We start from the raw sequence: 18,868 nt of genomic DNA, 5'->3' as shown, positions 1-18,868 counted from the left end.
ATTTGTGTAATTTATGTGAATTTTCCGTGACACTATGGAATGCGCTCAACGGTGATGCTTGTGCCTTCGTACTTCCACTGCAAATCGTGTGTCGCGCAGATTATGTCGAGCAGTTCTTCGGGCTCGGAAAGCCGCAGGCGGCCGCTCAGGCGAAGATCGCCGAGTTCGGGGCTGGCGAGGTCGACGGGGGCCTTCGAGAGGCGGTTGACCCGTTCGAGGATCGCACCGAGCGGTGTGTCCTGTGCATCGTACCAGCCTTCTGTCCAGTCCGGGCGGTCACCTTCCACGTCCGTGATGCGCAGGAGGCTGGCGCCGGCAAGCAGTACGCCGTCGCCTGCCGGCAGCTTCCACGAGTTGCCGCCCTTCTCGACGTTGACCAGCCCTCGGTAGACGCGGACCTGCTCGGTCTGTTTGCCGAGGAGTTCGACGTCGAATGCCGTGCCCAGCACCATGACTTGGGCGTCGCGGGCATTGACCGTGAAGCTGCGCCAGCGCTCGTGAGCAACGTCGAAGAAGGCGACGCCGCGTGTCAGGGTGACGGTGCGGGACCAGGGCGTGATTCGGCTCGTCACGCTGGTCGCGCCGCCGAGGCGAATGCGCGAGCCGTCCGCGAGCGTGATGCTGCGTTCCTGCCCGGTGGCCGTCGCGTAGTCGTTCTCGATGATCAGCTTGTCGCCAAGGGTTATGGAGGCGATGAAAAGCGTGATCGTCGCCGCGATGGCTGCGATTGCCCGGGACCATTTTCGGCCGGGGGCAGGGCAATCGTCCCGGTCGCGACTGTCGCTCGTAGCGGTTTGCGCCGTGAAGGCCTCCTCAGGGGCCTGAGCTTTGCCGCCCTGCAGTTCGTTGTCGTTACGTGGGCAGCACGTCGCCAACGCGCGGGAAAGCGAGCCGGAATCCCACAGGGCCGACATCCGGCCAAAGCTGTCGACATGGCGCGGGTCGGCCGCGATCCATGCATCGAAGCGTGCCGCGGTCTCGCTGTCCTGGACCGGGGCGTGCATGCGTTCGACCCAGTAGGCGGCCTGCTGCTCGATGTGCCTGTTGCCTTGCATCACCACGCGCTCCACCCCGCCGGGTCGAGCCCCGCGCTGACCATGGCGCGGCGCAGGTCCGTCAATGCCCGGGTGATGTGTTTCTCGACCGCCTTGCTGCTCAGCGAGAGGTCCTCGCCGATACTGCGGCAGCTCTCGTGATGGAGCCGGCGACGCACGAGCACCTCGCGGCGTAGCGGAGGCATGCGGTTGAGGCAGCGCTGGAACACTTCGAAGGCCTTCTGGGAATCGACGATGCGATCGAGCGAGGGCGCATCGCACACGAAATCCTCGTCGAGGTCGCCGCCGATCCGGCTCTCGAGCCTTGCGTGATCGACGAGCAGGTTGTTGGCAATGCGGAAGGCCAGAGCGAAGAGGCTGCCGATCGCCTGGCTGCGGGCGATCACGACGAGGCGCGCGATTGTTTCCTGCGCGACATCGTCGGCAAGATCGGCGCGGACGCCGCGGGCGATCAGGTAGCGCACGAGCGAGCCATGCGTGGCTTTCCAGTCCACGTTCGCGGCTCCATCGGGCGATGCCTCCATCGTGCTGCTGTGCTGGTCCATGGTACCCGAGTCCCGTCGAAAGCGGCGCCATAAGCAGCGAAAATGACAGGATGAAGTCTGTGTCGGGCGGGGAATGTCCCCAGCGCTCTTGCCGTGCGAACTTCTAAAATGGCGCGCGCTCCGGTACCGGCAGGTCGCCGCCCGACGTCCATGGCCGGGTACGAGAGGACCAACGACCATGCCATCAGCTCCCGCCCCGACCGAACGCACCGCCGAGGCGCAGCTCGCACTGTGGATCGAGGGCGTCGACCTGCTCGGGGGGCAAACGGCTGTGGCCCGCGTCTTGGGTTGCGAAGAGGCTCTCGTCGCGGCGCTGTGCTCGGGCACGAGCGCGTTGTGCGAGGAGCAATTGCGCGCGGTGAGCCAGGCACTGCTGCGTCATGCCGACCGCTGTCGCAAGTTGGAGCGTCAGCTTTCGCCGGACTTCTCGGGCAATCTCACCCGCAGCCAGGCACGGCCGCCCCACACGCGCCCGCAACTCGCTTCCAAGACCTGATCCACAAGGGGCCGATCCCGGCAGCCGGCTAGACTCGCGAAACCGTTCCGCCTCTCGTGCGGCACGAGGCGTGGGCATTCTTGACAGTGCGATTCTTGTATGACAATCACACAATAATAGCCAATAGACCGAAAGCGGAAAGAGCCAAGTGTCCATGAAGATCTGTGCCGTCGAAGACCTTGCCCCCGGTGCCATCCGGCTCGTCGAGCTGGACGGAATGGACCCTCTCGTACTGGTCAACCGCGCGGGCGAATTCTTCCTGCTCGAAGATGAATGCACCCATGCCATCGCCTCGCTTTCCGAAGGGCGTCTCGAAGGCGACACGCTGTTCTGTCCGCTGCACGGCGGCAGCTTCGACGTGCGCACGGGCAAGGCCAAGAGCCTGCCGTGCAAGATGGCGCTCAATACCTTTCCGGTCGAAGTGCGCGACGGCGCGGTGTGGTACGCAGGCTGAATGGCTTCGCGCTTGCGGGGCTGCGCCAGCCGGGCAGCCCCGTTCATCCTGCCGGTCGGATCGAGCGCTCAGCGCCCTACCGCGTAGGCCTGCATGAGCCGCGGCGTGGCCGCTCCCGAAAGAATTCCATCGCCATCGCGCTCGATCGCGGTCAGGCGGCCCGCGCTCCATTCCGGCGCGACCTCGACATGGTGGCCACGCTCGCGCAGCGCCGCGATTGTCTTGTCTCCCCAGCTCGCTTCCAGCACCGCGACCCCGGGCAGGGCCTGACGCGGATAGAACGAGCTGGGAAAATGCACCGAATGGAACAGCGGCTGATCGATGGCTGCCTGCAGACCCGATCCGGCGAGGATGCGGCGCAGCAGCAGCTGAAGCTGCCACTGGTCCTGCTGGTCGCCGCCGGGCGTACCGCACACGAGCGCAGGGCGGCCTTCGAAATGCGCGAGCGTCGGGGTTAGCGTGGTGCGCGGACGCTTGCCCGGCTGCAGGCTTCCCGGAAGACCCTGTTCGAGCCAGAACATCTGCGCGCGGGTATTGAGCGCGAAGCCCAGCCCCGGGACGGTGGGCGAGGACTGCGGCCAGCCGCCGGAAGGCGTGGCCGAGACCATGTTGCCCCAGCGATCCGCCACGTCGAGATGGACAGTGTCGCCCGGCTTGATCGTCGGCTTGAGGTGGATCATCGTCGGCTCGCCGACACCCAGCCCTCCCGCGCTCGGGTCCGAGGGGCGTACCATCTCGAGCGAGCGCGCGACCTGAGCCTCGAAACCGGGGATCGTGCCGGGGCGCAGTTCCAGCGAGGCATCGCTGCCGATCTGCGCGGCGCGGCTGACAGCATAATCGCGCGAAAGCAGGCGCTCTAGCGGGACGTCGACGAAGTCGGGATCGCCGTAATAGGCCTCGCGGTCGGCGAAGGCGAGCTTGAGCGCTTCGAGCACGACGTGGATGCCTTGTGGGCTTTGCAGATCAGCGCCGCGAAGTCCGTGCGCCTCGAGGATGGCGAGGGCCTGGAGCAGGACGGGGCCCTGGCCCCATGGGCCCGTCTTGCAGATCGTCCAGCCATTGAAGTCACCCTTGGTCGGCTCCTCGTAGCTGGCTTCCCAGTTGGCCATGTCGGCGCCGGTGAGCAGGCCGAGATGGCGCTCGCCGCTGGCGTCCATCAGAGGTTCTGCGCGCAGGAAGGCGTCGATCGCCTCGGCGACGAAGCCTTGCGACCAGGCACGGCGGGCGCGCTCGATGCGGGCCTCGCGCGAGCCGCTGGTTCCGGCTTCGGCAAGGATGCGCTTCCAGGTGGCCGCCAGCACCGGGTTGCGGAACAGGGCCCCTGCAACGGGCGGCGTGCCGCCGGGCAGCCAGACTTCCAACCCGCTGGGCCATTCGTGACGCAGCGCCTGCTCGACATCGCCGAGCGCGCGCGCTGCGCCGGGCAGGAGCGGGTGGCCGTGTTCGAGGTAGTGGATCGCCGGGGCCATGACCTCGTCGAGCGGCATCGTCCCGTGATCGCGCAGGAGCTGCATCCAGGCATCGAAGGCACCGGGCACGACTGCAGCGATCATGCCCGAGCCCGGAACCATGTCGAGCCCTTGCGATGTGAAGGCTTCGGGTGTCGCGGCGGCGGGCGCAACGCCCTGTCCGCACAGGACCTGCGTGCGGCCACTGGTCGCCGAATGGAAGATGATCGGGACTTCGCCTGCCGGACCATTGAGATGCGGTTCGACCGCGTGGAGCACGAAACCGGCGGCAACCGCACCGTCGAAGGCATTGCCGCCGCGCTCGAGCATGGCCATTGCGGTGGAGGCGACTGCCCAGTGCGTGGCCGAGGCAACACCGAAGGTTCCGCGGATATCGGGCCTGGTCGTGAACATTCCTGAGGATCTCCTCTTGCCTTTTGCTGTTTGTATGACAGTCTGACAAAAAATCGCAAGAAGGTGAACGTGGATGACGGGATTGATACGCAGGATCGATCGCTACAGCATGATGCTGCTGGCGACGGTCCTGCTGGCGAGCGTGCTGCCGGCGGTGGGGACCATGGCGCAGGTGCTCGGCTGGATCACGCGGGCGGCCATCGCGCTGCTGTTTTTCCTGCACGGAGCCAAGCTCTCGCGCGAGGCTATCGTCGCGGGCGCGACGAACTGGAAGCTGCACGCAGCGGTGCTGGCCCTGACCTTCGCGGTATTTCCGCTGCTGGGCATCGGTCTTGGCGGGGTGCTTGGCTCGATCCTCGAGCCGGGGCTGGTGACGGGCATCGTTTTCCTCGCCTTGCTGCCCTCGACGGTTCAGTCCTCGATTGCCTTCACCTCGATCGCGCGCGGCAACGTGCCGGCGGCGGTCTGCGCCGCGACCTTGTCGAACATCCTCGGCATCTTCCTGACCCCTTTGCTCGTGGCACTGGTGATCGGTGCGGCATCGCGCGGATCGGATGATGGCTGGCTGGGTTCGGTAGGGGCAATCGTGGTCCAGCTGCTTTTGCCCTTTATTCTCGGCCATCTGTGCCGCCCTTTGCTCAAGGACCTGCTCGCGCGTCACAAGTCGTTGGTGACCGGCCTTGATCGCGGCTCGATCCTCTTGGTGGTGTACGGCGCCTTCAGCGCAGCGGTTGTCGAAGGCCTGTGGCACGCCGTGCCGGGCTGGCAGATCGGCGCGCTGGTTGTCGCCGATGCGGTACTGCTTGCGATCGTCCTCGCGCTTTCACATCAGGCCGGGCAGGCGCTGGGGCTGGACAGCGCCGATCGGGCGACACTGCTGTTTTGCGGCTCGAAGAAAAGCCTCGCCTCCGGCGTGCCGATGGCAGGGGTGCTGTTTCCGGCAGCGCAGGTTGGAGCGGTGATCTTGCCGCTGATGATCTTTCACCAGCTCCAGTTGCTCGTCTGTGCCGCGATCGCGCAGCGCATGGCGGCATCCGGAAGCGAATTGTCTGCCGCGCAGGCTGCCGGCTAAATCAAGACGGAGTCCAAGACGATGACGCAATCCGCGGTTTCCCCGCGCTTCTATTATGGCTGGATCATCGTGCCGGTGTGCCTGTTCGGCATCTCCAGCGGGCCCGCAGCCTTCGGCCTCGCCTCGATGGGGCTGTTCTCCGAGCCGCTGGCGCAGGCATTCGGCTGGAGCCGGACCCAGATCAGTGGTGCGGTCTCGGCGATGATGCTGGCAACCGCGCTGACCATGCCGCTGGTCGGGCGGCTGGTCGATCGCTGGGGCGCGCGCCGTGTCCTGCTGCCCTCGATCGTGCTGCTGGCAGCCTGTTTCGCGGTGCTACCCTTCGTGACCAGCTATGCGCAGTTCATGGCAGCTTACATCGGCATGGGCACGATCGCGGTAGGGACCAATTCCGTGCCCTACATGCGTATCCTCGCCGCATGGTTCGACCGGCGCCGCGGGCTCGCAATCGGCATTGCGGGGAGCGGAACCGGGCTCGGTTTTGCCTATGTGCCGCTGCTGAGCGAGGCGCTGATCAGCCGTTTCGGCTGGCAGGGCGGCTATTTCGGTTTGGCCGCGGTGCTGCTGCTCGTGACCTTGCCGCTGGTCTTCTTCCTCTTGCACGAGACCCCGGCGCAGCTCGGGCTCGCGATCGACGGGGGGCTGGCCGAGACCGGCGAAGAGGCTGGCGAGGCCCAGGGCATGACCCCGCACGAGGCGATGGGGCGGCGCGATTTCTGGGTGCTGGCGACGATCTTCGTCGGTCTCGCCTTCGTGCTCTATGGGCTGATCCCGCATCTCGTACCGATGCTGGTGGACCGCGGGATCGCCAGCGGGACGGCAGCGCTGATCGCGTCGATCTTCGGGCTATCTGCCTTCGGCGGGCGGCTCCTGATCGGGTTCCTGATTGACAAGTACGATGCGCGCAGGATCGCGTTTGCGTTCTTCTCGCTCTCGGCCTTCGGGCTGCTGGTACTGGCCATGTCGGCTCCCGCGCCGCTGCTGGTACTGGTCGCGATCCTGCTTGGCGGCAGCCTCGGTGCGGAAGTCGACATGCTTGCCTACCTGTGTAGCCGCTATTTCGGCCTGCGCAGCTTCGCGCAGATCTTCTCGCTGCTGTTCTCGGCGGTGATGGTGGCGATGGGGCTGGGGCCGCTGGCCTTCGGCATGGTGTTCGATGCGACCGGCAGCTACGGTGCGATCCTTGCTCTGGGCGTGCCGATCTGCGTGGCCGCGATCGCGCTGGTCCTGCTGCTCAAGCCCTATGGCGAACGCAGCCGCGGGGCGCAGATCTCGCAGAGCTGATCGAGCGGACCGCTACACGAAAAAAGGCCCCGCGGCGTTATCCGCCGCGGGGCCTTTTTCATGGTCTGGCGTTGCCGGGCCGATCAGGCGACCGGGGCCTGTTCGTCCTCGATCTGCACGCGATAGCCGGAACGCACTTCGGGGAAGTAGTCCCAGATCGCGAGGTGCTGGGTGCAGCGGTTGTCCCAGAACGCGACCGAGTGCGGCTCCCAAGTGAAGCGAACCTGGAAATACTCGTTGGCGCAGTGCTGGTAGAGGAAGTTGAGGATCGCGTCGCTCTCCAGCTTGGAAAGCTCGTTGATGTGGCTGGTGAAGCCCGGATTGACGAAGATCACCTTCTTGCCGGTCTCGGGATGGGTGCGGATCACCGGGTGGACCGCGACCGGGTAATTGCCGGTGGGGTCGAAACGCCCGAAGGCGAGCTTGCCGTCATGCGTGGCGGTCAGCCCCTCGAGGTAGGTCTTCATCCGGTCCGAAAGCGCGTCGTAGGCCGCGTACATCGACGAGAACACCGTGTCTCCACCGAGCGAGGGCAGGGTGTGCAGGTAGAGGATCGAGCCCATCGGCGGCTTGGGCGCACAGGTCATGTCCGAATGCCATTCCTCGCCCGCGACGTGCTTCGAGGTCTCGTCGGCGTGGAGCTTGCGCACTTCGGGGTGGTCGGGCAGCCCCTTGAGCGCGTGGCGCGCGAGCGGCCCGAAGTGGGCGCCGACTTCCTTGAGGCGGGCCGGATCGAGGTCCTGGTTGCGAAAGAAGATCACCTGGTGATCGGCCAGCGCCTTGCGCAGGTCCGCGACCTGGGCCTCGCCGAGCGGCTTGCCCAGCTCGACACCCTCGATGATCGCGCCGATCCGCGGGGTCAGTTTGCGTGCGGTGAGGGTATCGTATTCCATGCTGCAAGCGTGCCTTTCGATAGTCTCCGGCGCCCGGCCGGCCTTTGCTTGATCAATAGTCGGTAGGTCCCGCGCGAGGCGGCAACGATGCCCGCGCATGCCATGCGACGGCTTGCGGGTACTTTCCAGTCCCCTTGGCCCTCACGCGCCATTTGCATTGGCACCTCATTCATATAATGTATGATTGTATGACAGAATTGGAAGGGTGATTCAATGGCTCACGGCAGCGATTTGCAACTCGGCAAGGTGACGCCTGTGGCGCGATGCGTGTTCGGCGCGGGCGCCGGGCGGATCGGCCTCATCGGCCATGGTGCGATCGGTACGGAGATCAGTGGCGCTCTCGAGCGACTCGGCGAGCGGGACAGTCTTGTCGCCACGCTCGTGCGCGAGGGGCGCGATGCCCCTCGCGCGGTCCACGATGTCGAGGCCCTGATCGCGGCGAAGCCCGATTGCGTGATAGAATGCGCAGGTCATGCTGCGGCCCATGCCTATGCCGAAGCCCTGCTGCGTGCGGGGATCGATGTCGTGCTGTCGTCGGTCGGCGTGCTTGCGGACGATGCCTTCGCTGCGCGCCTGCTCGCCGCCGAGGCGCAAGGGGGAGGGCGGGCGATGCTTCCTGCCGGTGCCATCGCCGGCCTCGACGGGTTCGTCGCCGCCGCGCTCGCAGGGATCGACACGGTGACCTATACCTCGTTCAAGCCGCCCCATGCCTGGCGTGGCACGCCAGCGCAGGACCTCATCGACCTCGACCATCGCGAGGAAGAGGTATGCTTCTTCGAGGGCAGCGCGCGCGAGGCGGCGGCCAACTATCCCAAGAATGCCAATGTCGCGGTCGCAGTCGGGCTCTCTGGCATCGGTCTGGAGCAGACCCGCGTGCGGCTCGTCTCTTCGCGCAAGGTCGCCGATCCGCTTGGCGTGATCGAGGCAGAGGGGCCGTTCGGACGCTTCGCCTTCGACATCCTCGCGCTGGCCGCACCGTCCAATCCCAAGACCTCGGCGCTGACTGCCTACAGCCTGCTGCAGTGCGCGCGGCTCGGCAATGCCTGGCCGATCGCCCGGTTGGTCGCATCGACCTGAGCTCGGATCGTGCGCCTCTCCGCAGAGTGGCCAGTGGCGCTCTGCAGGCACTTTAATATTGTCATACAATCATTCAAAATATAGCCTGCTGGCTCTTGCCCGGGAGGCAATCTTGAAAAGGAACTTTCATGAGTGAAACGGAGCGAGTCATCGTCGTCGGGGCGGGGCCCGTGGGCAGCGTCCTGGCGCTGGCGCTGCGCCAGGCGGATATCCCCGTCGTTCTGGTCGAGGCGCTGCCTGCGCCGGAGAAGGACTGCCGCGCTGCCTCGTGCCACCCGCCCACGATTGCCATCCTCGACCGTCTTGGCCTGCTCGAGGCGGGCAAGGAGCAGGGGCTGATCTCGCCGGTGATGCATTTCCACGACCGGGTCACCGGCGAAGTGCTCGGCCGCTTCGATCTGGGGCAGATGAGCGCACCGCTCGATTACCCCTATGTGCTGCAATGGGAGCAGTACAAGATCGCCGGGACCATCCTCGAAATCCTCGAGCAGGATCCGGGCTGCGAGATCCGCATGAACACCCGCCTCGTCTCCTTCGAGGACGATGCGCAAGGCATTACCGCCAAGGTCGAGACGGGCGATGGTGCTACGGAAGAGATTTCGGCGCGCTATCTCGTGGGCTGCGATGGCGGGCGTTCGACGGTGCGCAAGCTGGCCGAGATCGAGTTCGAAGGCTTCACCTGGCCTGAGCGCTTCCTCAAGATCGACACCCGCTTCGATTTCCAGTCGCTCGGCGATCACATCGCAAACCGCAACTACTTTGCCGATCCGGACGAGTGGCTCAATCTGTTCAAGGCGCGCGGCGAGGATGGCTCGGGCATGTGGCGCGCGGTTGGGCCCACGCGCCCCGAACAGACCGATGAGGAACTGCTCGACCCCGCCGCGATCGAGGCGCGATTGCAGAAGTTCTGCCCGCGCGACGAACCTTACGAGATCGTCACAGTGGCGCTTTACAAGGTGCACCAGCGCGTCGCGACGACCTTCAACAAGGGGCACGTCCTGCTCGCCGGCGATGCCGCGCACGTCAACAATCCCGTTGGCGGCATGGGCATGAACGGGGGCATCCACGATGCCATGAACCTTGCCGACAAGATGGCTGCGATCTTCCACGAAGGCGGCGAGGCCGAGCCGCTGCTCGACCGCTATACCCGCCAGCGTCGCAAGGGCCAGCTCGACGGCGTGCAGGCGCAGTCGATCGCCAACAAGAAGACGCTGGCCGAGCGCGATCCTGAAGTGCGCGCAGCCAACCTCGACAAGATCCGCGCGGCATCTGCCTCGCCCGACGAGCACGATGCCTTCATCCGCCGTGCCTGCATGATCGACAGCTTCGCGGCTGCAGAAGCCGTAGAATAGGAGAACCCGCAAGATGAGCAACGTTGCCCGCCACCCGCGCCCGCCCGAGATCGCCGACTGGAGTCTCGAGCAGATCATGGAGCGCTATGTCGGCAAGTTCGAGACGCGCACTGCGGACTGGAATGCCTTTTCCGATGCCTCGATCGAGGGCTATCGCCGCGGCCAGTACCGTTTCGTCGGGGCCGGGGCCTCGGGCAAGCACGACGATGCCTCGATCGTGCCTGCCGGCAATTTCACTCTCTCGATCATGGAAGTGCCCGCTGGGCAGGGCAATGCCCCGCACACGCACGAGGTCGAGGAGGTGTTCTTCATCCTCAAGGGGCGCTGTGTCGTCTTCGTCGAGGACGAGGAAGGCAATCGCCTGTCCGAGGAGCTGGGCCCTTGGGAAATGATCTCGTGCCCGGCCGGTGTCATCCACGGATACCAGAACGATACCGACGAGCCCTGCTTCCTTCAGGTCATGCTCGGTAGGGGCAAGCCCGAGGTTGCCGGTTTTGCCAGCCAGGAGCTGTTCGACCGGCGCGAGGCGCACCTTTCCGACAAGAGCTGACTGACAGGTGCTGACAGGAGAGACTGGCAGCATCCCTAACGAACAAGGCCCCGGCAAGCGTTGAGCTTGCCGGGGCCTTGTTCATTTCAGGCACTGCTCGTGTGCGTCAGCTCGGGATCATCTCGATCCCGGCCATGCCCGTCGCCCATGCGCCAATCGGTTCGTAGAACAGGCACTCGGCCCTTGCCTTGGGCATGGCCCCGGCGAGCGCGATCCAGGCACCGACCTCGAGGCCGCCATTGCCCGCCTCGGCCATGATCGCCTCGCTTGTCAGGCTCGCCAGTTCGACGCCCCGGCCCTCGCTCATCGCGGCAAGGACCATGCGGTCCCAGTCCTCGATCACCTCGCCCTCGCGGGCCATGCCGACCCAGTGCGAGAGCCCGCCTGCCGCGAGCAGGACCACGCGCTCGCTGCCCGGCCTTGCGGCCAGTACGGTGGCGAGTGCCTCGCCCAGTGCCAGGCAGGCTGCGGGCGAGGGATCGGGATAGAACACCGCATTGACGTAAAGCGGCACCATCGGGATTTCCCGCAAGGGATCGACGATGCCGACCGGGATCATCACCCCGTGGTCGGGCTGGAGCGGGTCTGCCGGCGATATCGCAATGCCTGCGCGGTCCAGTTCGGCGAGCAGGTATGCCGCTAGGTCGGCATGTCCGGGAACCGGATCGCGCGGAAGGCCCATGTCACCGCATGGCACGAAGGTTTCGGCCGTGCCCAGCGCGAAGGGGGCAGGGGCACTCAAGCTGAAGTTGTTGAGGTGGTCGCTGGTCAGCACGATCAGGGCGTCGGGCTCGAGCGCACGAATGCGCCAGCCGATCTCCTTCATCCCGGCGAACACGCGCTCGGACTGTTCCTCGACGCCTTCGGGCGATCCGAGCTGGTGCGACATGGCGAATGCACCGACGATTTCGGCCATGGCTTATCTCCGGTCGAAGAAGTGGCTGATCGCGAAGAAGGGCATCGTCGGGCGGCCCGACCAGATCAGCCACTTGATCACGTAATTGCCGTGAATGCCGAGCGCGGAAAGCGCGTCCCGGCTGCCCGAAAGCAGCACGGGGCGGGCTTCAGGAGCTACCGCAAAGCGCTCGAACAGCGTCTGCGGTGCATCCTTAACGAGCGCCCTGTCGCCGGGATGGCGCACGAGGTGCTCGATCATCTCGACGACACCTGCGGGCGCCATGTCAGGCGTCCTTGCCGGCAAAGCCGATCACCGCCGTGCAGAAATCCTGCGTGGCCTCGATCATCGCCCAGTGGCCGCAGTGCGGTACGATATAGCCCCAGGAGTTCTCGATGAGTTCGAGAAACTTGTGGGCGCGCGGCAGGATCGAGACGCCGTCCTGCTTGCCATTGACGACCAGCACCGGCTGCTTGATGCGCGCGACGTAGTCCTCGGCATAGTTGAGCGTGCCCTTGCGGGTCTCGGCATTGATAGCGGACAACGCCGCCTGCGCCTCGGGCGTGTCGACGAGGTCGTAGCGGTACTTCACCAGCTCCTCGGTCGGCACGAAGCCGTCCGCGGTCAGCCCGCCGATCACCCGGCGCATGCCCTCCATGGTGAAATCATAACGCAGGTTGTGCATCAGGTCGGGCGAAGGCTTGGGCGGGATCGGCAGTCCGGCGCTGCCCATCAGCACCATCCGCCCGATCAGTTCGGGGCGCTCCACGGCAACGCCGATGCCGGTCGCGCCGCCCATCGAGTTGCCGACGTAGTAGACGTTCGACAGGCCCATGGCATCGAGGAAATCGGCCATGTGGCGGTTGCGGCCCGGCTGGTCGTAGACATAACCATCCGGATTGTCCTCGCTCGCGGGGGCGGGCTTGTCGGTCTTGCCGAAGCCGATCATGTCGGGCGCGATGACCCGGAAGTGGCGTGCCAGGATCGGCATGCAGTCCTTCCAGTTGCCCCAGCTGTCGGCGCCGGCACCGCCGCCGTGAACGAGCACCAGCGGCGTGCCTTGCCCGGCCTCGTAGTAGTGCGTGGCGATGCCGCCGGCGTCGATGGTCTTCGCAGCGATCTCGATCGGTGCAGGCTGCATCAGCGCAGGTCCTTCTTGGTCTGGATGCCGCGGCCGTGGCGCGCGGCGAGACGGCGCCATTCGAGAATGGTCGAGTCCGGCTCGCACAGCATCTCGTCGACCCATCCGTAGTCGTCGTCGTAGAACGGCTGCGTCACTTCGCGCGCCCAGATGTCGTCGGCGTTGAAGCCGTCGAGGCCGTGGGGTTTCCAGTGCGTCTCGAACTTGTTGGCGAAGTCCGAGCGCTCCTCGTCGGTGGTGCAGGCCTGGCCAAGCGTCTGGACGTAGAGGTGGCGTCCCTCGTCGAGCGGAACGTACCATTCGAACTGGGTGATGCCGGGAACCGGGAAGCTTTCCACCTTGAGTACGCCGGGCAGCCAGATCGAGGTGCCGATCGAGGCGGACGTACCCTTCTTGGGGTCGAACTTGGGGCCCTTGACCACGATCTGACCGTCGATCTCGCCATCCCAGATCGGATGGTGCTTGGAGAAGTCGTCCTCGACGCCCTTGGGGCCGTCCTCTTCCTCGATGCAGGTCACTGCGCCGGGCAGCGGGGTATGGCCGATCGGGAAGTTGAACTCGCGGAAGTGGCGCAGCGTGGAGTCCTTGTGGATGAAGATGTGCAGCGCATCGAAGCCGTTCTCGCAGCCAAGGCGCCAGTTCGAATCCACCACGCGGTGCTTGCCCAGCACCATCAGGTCTTCGTCGAGAAAGCCCGGCGGTACGTCCTTCGAGAGCGGGTGCACTTCGTGCTCGTCGCCCAGGAACACGAAGATCAGGCCCTTGGCTTCTTCGCAAGGGTAGGTCTGGATCTTGCGCCGGCCGCAAAGGCGGCTGTCGGGCACGGCGAGGATGTTGGCCAGTTCACCGGTCTGGAAGCGGTAGGTATAGCCGTGATACCAGCAGGTGATGGTATCCTTGGTGTAGCAGTCGGGCTTGCGCGACAGCGGTACGCCGCGGTGCAGGCAGCGGTCGCGCATGGCGTAGACCTTGCCGTCGATGCGCTTGAGCAGGAGCTTCTCGCCGAGCAGCTCGACGACGAGCAGGGCGCCTTCGTTCAGTTCGCTGGAAAAGCGGATCGGGTACCAGTGGTTGCGAAAGCCAAGCTTGGCTTCGACGTAGCCACGCCAGTCGCCGACCATTTCCAAGACTTCCGGGTTGACGAGCGGCTCTTCACTCACGCGCTTTTCTCCAATTCGGGATTTGCAATCAGGGTTCGCACGGTGCCCAGTCCGTCGATCTGTGCCTCGAGCACGTCGCCCGGGGCGATCGAGACCATCGGGCCGAGGGCACCTGTAAGAATGACTTCGCCGGCCTTGAGCGGCGTACCGTGTGCGGCTGCTGCGCGGGCCAGCCAGGCCGCAGCGTTGAGCGGGCTGCCGAGGCAATCGGCGCCGCGTCCGCGCGAGACGACTTCGCCGTTGAGCGACATTTCCATCGTGCAGTCGACGAGATCGAGTCCGTCGAGCCGCCGCGCCGGGCCGCCGAGCACGACAAGGCCGGAAGATGCGTTGTCGGCGATCGTGTCGTGGATCGAAATGCGCCAGTCGGCGATACGGCTCGAGACGATCTCGAGCGCGGGAACGACCCAGCCGATGGCACAGACGACGTCCGCGACGCTGGCGTCAGCATTGTCGATGTCGGCCTCGAGGATCAGCGCGATCTCGGCTTCGGCGCGCGGCTGCTGCAGCCGGGCCGGATCGAGCGGCAGGTTCTCGCCGAAGATCATGTCGGCCATGAGGTGGCCGAAGTCGGGCATGTCGACGCCGAGCTGCTTTTGCACGACCGGCGAAGTGAGGCCGATCTTGCGACCGGCCACCCGGCGGCCCTGGTCCTGCCAGATGCCGACCTGTTCCATCTGCACGGCATAGGCCGCATCGATGGTCTTTTCGGGAAGTTCTCCCGCAATCGGGTCGATGAACCCGCCATCGTAGGCGGCGATCAGTCGGCGGGCGCAATTTCGTGTTGCAGTCATAGCGTCACTTTATATGATTGTATGACAAACACAACCGGGTTTTTGGACCCGTTTCGCGGCAAGGTGAGCGATGTACAGGGCACGACTGGAATTCAACGATGGCGCGGTGGTCGAACTGGGCGTGGAGCCCGGGGAAACCGTGGCCGAGGCGGCGATGCGCGCCGAGGCGCCACTGCGTACCGACTGCCTTTCGGGCGAGTGCGGGGCCTGTCTTGCGCACTGCGCTCCGGGCGCGCGGGTCGAAGGTGAAAAGGCAGCGGTGGTGAGCCGCGAAGAGGCCGCGGAAGGGCTGGTCGCGACCTGTTGCACACGGCTGAGCGGCGACGTCGAACTGGCGCTGGACTATGCGCTGCACCCGATGCCGAGCGAACCTGCCAAGCTGCGTGGCGTGCTCGAATCGCATGAAATGGTCTGTGGCTCGGTCTCGCGGCTGGAGATCCGCCTTGACGACGTTGAAGGCTTCACGTTCCAGCCCGGACAGTACCTTCGCCTGCGCCCGCCCGGGATGCGCGCGGCGCGGGCCTATTCGATCGCCAGCACCCCGGCCGAGTTGCCGCTGATCACTCTGCTGATCCGTCATGTCGAGGGCGGGCAGGTCGGAGCGTGGCTGCGCGACAAGGCTGCGCCGGGAGACCGGCTCGTGCTCCAGGCGCCACTCGGCGGCTTTGCGGCCGACCACAAGGCGTCCCGCCAGGTGTTCATCGCCGGGGGGACGGGGCTGGCGCCGGTGCTCTCGATGATCGCAGCGCAGCGCGGCAGCGGGCGTGAGATGGTGCTGTGCTTCGGTTGCACCAGACCCGAGGACCTGTTCATGGCCGATGAACTGGCAAGGCTGGCAGCCGCGATTCCCGAGCTCGATCTGCGCATAGCGCTGGTCCACGGGGCTGAGGGCGCAATCCGGCCCGGTCACGCGGTTTCGCTTTTGGGTCCGCAGGATTTCGTTCCCGGCGCCGTGTTCCACTTGTGTGGGCCGCCCGGCATGATCGACGCAGCACGCGCAACCTTGCGTGAAAACGGTGTCCCTGCCCGCGCGATCCGTTCGGAGCGGTTCCTCGTCTCGACCTGAGTCGGTCCGCGAGAGGGCGGGGCTCCCCGGCATCTGCGAGAGACATGCGGGCTATGTCCTTGCTCAAAGGGCTTTAGTATGATTGTATGACTGAATACCAATGCGGCGGCGTGGTCGCACGGGCGGACGTCCAGGCTTCGTCGGTCCCGATCAGTGGCCCGGACAAGGGGGATTGCATCTTGAATCACGATTTTGCCGGGCCGCGCGCCCTTGGACGTCTCGCGCGGACATGTCTTGCGGCACTCGGTCTCGGACTGGCGCTTCCCGCTGTCTTGCCGACAGCGGCCATCGCCCAGGCCGCTCCCGCAGAGGATGTGCGCAAGGTGATTCACGCCGGACGCCTGTTCGACGGGGTGAGCGGCAAGCTCTCGGGCCCCTGCTCGATCATCATCGCAGGCACCCGTGTCGTCGCGATCGAGGAGGGTTTCGTCTCTCCGGCGGGCGCTGAGATCATCGATCTTTCGAACAGTACGGTGATGCCCGGCGTGATCGATGGGCACACGCACATGACCTCGTTGCCGCGCACGGGCAATTCGGTGGCGAAGAACCTCACCTATTCGCCGCTCGACGTGGCTCTGGCCGCGACCGTGAACGCGCGCAAGGTGTTGCTCTCGGGCGTTACCACGGTGCGCGATCTGGGCGGTCTCTATGGCGCCGATACCGCGCTGCGCAAGGCGATCGAGCGCGGCTCGGTCGTCGGCCCGCGCATGTGGAACGCGGGCGAGGCAATCGGCCCGACCGCAGGCCACAACGACTGGAGCAGCGGGCTCGCAGAAGACGTCAGCCGTCCCGAGTTCGGGGCCGGTCTCGCCGATGGTGCCGATGCGGTCCTCGCGCTCGTGCGCAAGGAGCACAAGCTGGGCGCCAAGGTGATCAAGATCCTGCCTTCGGGTGGCGTCGTCAGCCAGAATGACGACCCCAAGCACAAGCTGATGACCGATGCCGAGATCGCGGCGGCGGTCGAGGGTGCGCACATGGGCGGGCTCAAGATCGCGGCGCACGGGCATGGCAAGGCTGCGATTGATGCCGCGGTGCGCCTCGGTGCGGATTCGATCGAGCACGGCACTTACGCCGATGCCGAGAGCTTCGCGCTGATGCGCGAGCACGGCACCGTGTTCCTGCCGACCCTGCTCACGACCTACAAGCTGCACGAGACCGCGGTGAACCGGCCCGAAGCGCTCAACCCCTCGACCCGCGCCAAGGTGCTGGCGATGGGGACCGGCTACGACAAGCTCACCCGCGCCTACAAGGCAGGTGTGCGTATCGGCTTCGGCAGCGATACCGGCTTTTGCTCGAAGCGGTCGAATTCGTGATGAAGAATGGCGTGGTCTACAAGTCCGGCGGGCGCGAAGTCCCGGTCGATCTCGTCAATCCGTGAATTCTGCCAGGGCGCTTGTCGAAAGCGCCTTGTTGCACATGGCCGCCTGTCGCGGCGCGCATATTACCTGACAGGAGCATTCGTGTGATCTCACCTATCCTAGCGGGCGCCATGCGCCACGCCAGCCTTGCCTTTGCCACGATCGGCCTGGCTCTGGTCGGGCAACCGGCGCAGGCCGCCCAGCCTGTTCCACTAGCCAAAACCGATGCCTCGCTCGGGGCGACAAGGGATTGTGCGGCGCTGGCGAGGGTCGGGCTCGATCAGGAAAGCGATTTTCCCGCGACGGTCCTTTCGGCCTCGGTGGTGCCCGGCGATGGCGAAACGGCCGAATACTGCGCTGTGAAGGGCTATATCGAACCGCAGATCCAGTTCGAGGTGCACCTGCCGACCAAGACCTGGAACGGGCGCTATTTCCAGACCGGCTGTGGGGGCTTTTGCGGTTACGTCAATATTCGCGGCTGCGGCGACATGCTGGCGCGCGATTTCGTCGTTGCGGCCAACAACCTGGGCCATGTCGGTGACGTACTCGCCGATCCGCTGTGGGGTGCCGACGCCGACCTGAGGCGTGACTATGCGGGCAGGGCTACCCATGCCACCGCTGTCGTCGCCAAGCGCATCGCCACCCATTTCTATGGCACGCAGCCCGCGAAGAGCTATTTTCGCGGCTGCTCGACCGGTGGGCGCGAGGGGCTGTTCCTTGCCCAGCACCACCCCGAGGATTTCGACGGCATCATCTCGGGCGATCCGGCCTTCGCCGGCAGGCTCGGTGCTGTCGCCAACGTCTGGGCCGCACAGCACCTGTTCGATCGCGGCAACGTGCCGGTGTTCGACAAGCCCGCGCTCGACCTGCTGCACGAGCGCACCATTGCCGCTTGCGATGCCATCGACGGACTTGCCGACGGCATCATCATGGACCCGCGCCAGTGCCGTTTCGATCCGGCCGTACTGACCTGTGCCGAAGGCGAAAATTCCGGCTGCCTCACCGCAAAGCAGGTGGCGGCTGCCAAGGCAGTCTACGACGGTCCGCGCAACAGCAAGGGGGAGCGGCTCTATCCCGGCGGCATGATGCCCGGCTCCGAAGGTGCCTGGGGCGGGGCCGATACCTGGACCTTGCCGCAAGGATCGCTGCGCTATCTCATGTTCGACGAGATCGACCGCGACTATGCCTATCACGACTTCGACTGGGACGCTGACATGGAACGCGTGCGCGAGCGGGTCGGGCTCTACGATCCGGTAGCGCCGGGCTCTGCGCCCGATCTGTCCGCCTTTCACGCGCGCGGCGGTCGCCTGATCCTGTATCACGGCTGGTCCGATCAGGGCGTCTCGCCGCTTGGCACGATCGACTACTATGCGCAGGTCGCCGCGCATGAGGGCGGTGTCGAGGCGACGCGCGACTGGTTCCGCCTGTTCATGGTCCCGGGCATGTTCCACTGCCGTGGCGGCAATGCGCCCAACACCTTCGACTTCGTACCCGCGATCATGGACTGGGTCGAGCGCGGCACCAGCCCGGACGGCGTGGTGGCGACGCAGAAGGATGGCGACACCGTCTTGCGTACCCGACCGCTTTACGCCTATCCGGCGCGCGCAAAATGGACCGGCAAGGGGTCGGCAGACGAGGCTGCCAACTGGACGCGCGAAATGCCTGCAGAAATGCCGGACGATCGCATCGACTGGATCTGGGGACCGACGGCCCACTGATTCGGAACGAGAGGTTTTCGGGCGGGTTGATGCACTCGATTGTACACCTCATGGCCTGCCCGGGCCGAACTCCCGGGGCTATTGTGGCCAAAAGGG

At 65.7% G+C, this 18,868-nt stretch carries 19 protein-coding genes; 10 read left to right on the top strand and 9 right to left on the bottom strand.

All coding sequences use genetic code 11. The features are described from left to right. Positions 1-32 precede the first annotated feature (32 nt). Positions 33-1,055, bottom strand: a complete 1,023-nt coding sequence (locus I5E68_RS14075; protein WP_228727243.1) for a FecR family protein — start codon at positions 1,053-1,055, stop codon at positions 33-35. Next, on the bottom strand, positions 1,055-1,600 hold the full coding sequence (locus I5E68_RS14070; protein ID WP_197165119.1) for an RNA polymerase sigma factor: 546 nt from the start codon (positions 1,598-1,600) through the stop codon (positions 1,055-1,057). Before I5E68_RS14070 ends, I5E68_RS14075 begins: the two co-directional genes overlap by 1 nt. Positions 1,601-1,778: 178 nt before the next feature. Between I5E68_RS14070 and I5E68_RS14065 the strand changes: the two genes are divergently transcribed. Continuing rightward, positions 1,779-2,096, top strand: coding sequence for a hypothetical protein (locus tag I5E68_RS14065; RefSeq protein WP_197165117.1), 318 nt, complete (start codon positions 1,779-1,781; stop codon positions 2,094-2,096). Between the two features lie 154 nt (positions 2,097-2,250). After that, complete coding sequence (locus I5E68_RS14060) at positions 2,251-2,550, top strand: non-heme iron oxygenase ferredoxin subunit (protein WP_197165115.1); 300 nt, start codon at positions 2,251-2,253, stop codon at positions 2,548-2,550. Positions 2,551-2,618: 68 nt separating this feature from the next. On the opposite strand, the gene I5E68_RS14055 is transcribed toward I5E68_RS14060, so the two are convergent. After that, the gene (locus tag I5E68_RS14055) at positions 2,619-4,412 is read right to left on the bottom strand and encodes a gamma-glutamyltransferase family protein (RefSeq protein ID WP_197165113.1); all 1,794 of its coding nucleotides are present in this window, start codon (positions 4,410-4,412) and stop codon (positions 2,619-2,621) included. A 73-nt stretch (positions 4,413-4,485) separates the two neighbouring features. Between I5E68_RS14055 and I5E68_RS14050 the strand changes: the two genes are divergently transcribed. Both I5E68_RS14050 and I5E68_RS14045 read left to right on the top strand, forming a co-directional pair. Then, positions 4,486-5,484, top strand: coding sequence for a bile acid:sodium symporter family protein (locus I5E68_RS14050; protein WP_197165111.1), 999 nt, complete (start codon positions 4,486-4,488; stop codon positions 5,482-5,484). A gap of 21 nt (positions 5,485-5,505) precedes the next feature. Beyond that, positions 5,506-6,768 (top strand): MFS transporter, encoded by a 1,263-nt coding sequence (locus I5E68_RS14045; protein WP_197165109.1) that lies wholly within the window; start codon positions 5,506-5,508, stop codon positions 6,766-6,768. 83 nt (positions 6,769-6,851) lie between these two features. Here the strand turns inward: I5E68_RS14045 and I5E68_RS14040 are convergent, their stop codons facing one another. Then, the gene (locus I5E68_RS14040; RefSeq protein WP_197165107.1) at positions 6,852-7,661 is read right to left on the bottom strand and encodes a TauD/TfdA dioxygenase family protein; all 810 of its coding nucleotides are present in this window, start codon (positions 7,659-7,661) and stop codon (positions 6,852-6,854) included. 213 nt (positions 7,662-7,874) lie between these two features. Between I5E68_RS14040 and I5E68_RS14035 the strand changes: the two genes are divergently transcribed. From I5E68_RS14035 to I5E68_RS14025, 3 genes are all read left to right on the top strand, one after another. Next, the gene (locus I5E68_RS14035) at positions 7,875-8,738 is read left to right on the top strand and encodes an aspartate dehydrogenase (protein ID WP_197165105.1); all 864 of its coding nucleotides are present in this window, start codon (positions 7,875-7,877) and stop codon (positions 8,736-8,738) included. A gap of 128 nt (positions 8,739-8,866) precedes the next feature. Then, complete coding sequence (locus I5E68_RS14030) at positions 8,867-10,090, top strand: FAD-dependent oxidoreductase (RefSeq protein WP_197165103.1); 1,224 nt, start codon at positions 8,867-8,869, stop codon at positions 10,088-10,090. A 13-nt stretch (positions 10,091-10,103) separates the two neighbouring features. Further along, complete coding sequence (locus I5E68_RS14025) at positions 10,104-10,640, top strand: cupin domain-containing protein (protein WP_197165101.1); 537 nt, start codon at positions 10,104-10,106, stop codon at positions 10,638-10,640. Positions 10,641-10,746: 106 nt separating this feature from the next. Here I5E68_RS14025 and I5E68_RS14020 read toward each other — a convergent pair whose 3' ends face one another. From I5E68_RS14020 to I5E68_RS14000, 5 genes are read right to left on the bottom strand one after another with little or no spacing between them, the layout of a single operon-like run. Continuing rightward, positions 10,747-11,556 carry a DODA-type extradiol aromatic ring-opening family dioxygenase gene (locus tag I5E68_RS14020; protein WP_197165099.1) on the bottom strand — a complete coding sequence of 270 codons (810 nt, stop codon included), beginning with the start codon at positions 11,554-11,556 and terminating at the stop codon, positions 10,747-10,749. A 3-nt stretch (positions 11,557-11,559) separates the two neighbouring features. Next, positions 11,560-11,820: a hypothetical protein gene (locus I5E68_RS14015; RefSeq protein WP_197165097.1), complete on the bottom strand. Its 261-nt coding sequence runs from the start codon at positions 11,818-11,820 to the stop codon at positions 11,560-11,562. 1 nt (position 11,821) lies between these two features. Continuing rightward, a complete protein-coding gene (locus I5E68_RS14010; RefSeq protein ID WP_197165095.1) occupies positions 11,822-12,676 on the bottom strand; it encodes an alpha/beta fold hydrolase in 855 nt (284 codons plus the stop codon). Then, complete coding sequence (locus tag I5E68_RS14005) at positions 12,676-13,836, bottom strand: Rieske 2Fe-2S domain-containing protein (RefSeq protein ID WP_197165093.1); 1,161 nt, start codon at positions 13,834-13,836, stop codon at positions 12,676-12,678. The genes I5E68_RS14010 and I5E68_RS14005 overlap by 1 nt, the downstream gene beginning before the upstream one ends. Next, on the bottom strand, positions 13,833-14,630 hold the full coding sequence (locus I5E68_RS14000) for a 2-keto-4-pentenoate hydratase (protein WP_197165091.1): 798 nt from the start codon (positions 14,628-14,630) through the stop codon (positions 13,833-13,835). Before I5E68_RS14000 ends, I5E68_RS14005 begins: the two co-directional genes overlap by 4 nt. 70 nt (positions 14,631-14,700) lie before the next feature. On the opposite strand from I5E68_RS14000, the gene I5E68_RS13995 reads away from it, so the two are divergent. From I5E68_RS13995 to I5E68_RS13985, 3 genes are all read left to right on the top strand, one after another. Then, positions 14,701-15,696, top strand: coding sequence for an FAD-binding oxidoreductase (locus I5E68_RS13995; RefSeq protein ID WP_197165089.1), 996 nt, complete (start codon positions 14,701-14,703; stop codon positions 15,694-15,696). 179 nt (positions 15,697-15,875) lie between these two features. Continuing rightward, a complete protein-coding gene (locus I5E68_RS13990) occupies positions 15,876-17,009 on the top strand; it encodes an amidohydrolase family protein (protein WP_197165087.1) in 1,134 nt (377 codons plus the stop codon). 149 nt (positions 17,010-17,158) lie between these two features. Beyond that, the gene (locus tag I5E68_RS13985) at positions 17,159-18,772 is read left to right on the top strand and encodes a tannase/feruloyl esterase family alpha/beta hydrolase (RefSeq protein WP_323982179.1); all 1,614 of its coding nucleotides are present in this window, start codon (positions 17,159-17,161) and stop codon (positions 18,770-18,772) included. Positions 18,773-18,868: the final 96 nt, after the last annotated feature.

Source organism: Novosphingobium aureum (genome assembly GCF_015865035.1).
Lineage (GTDB): Bacteria > Pseudomonadota > Alphaproteobacteria > Sphingomonadales > Sphingomonadaceae > Novosphingobium > Novosphingobium aureum.
Note: the sequence above shows the minus strand (reverse complement) of the source record. Positions and strands in the feature narration are given on the sequence as shown.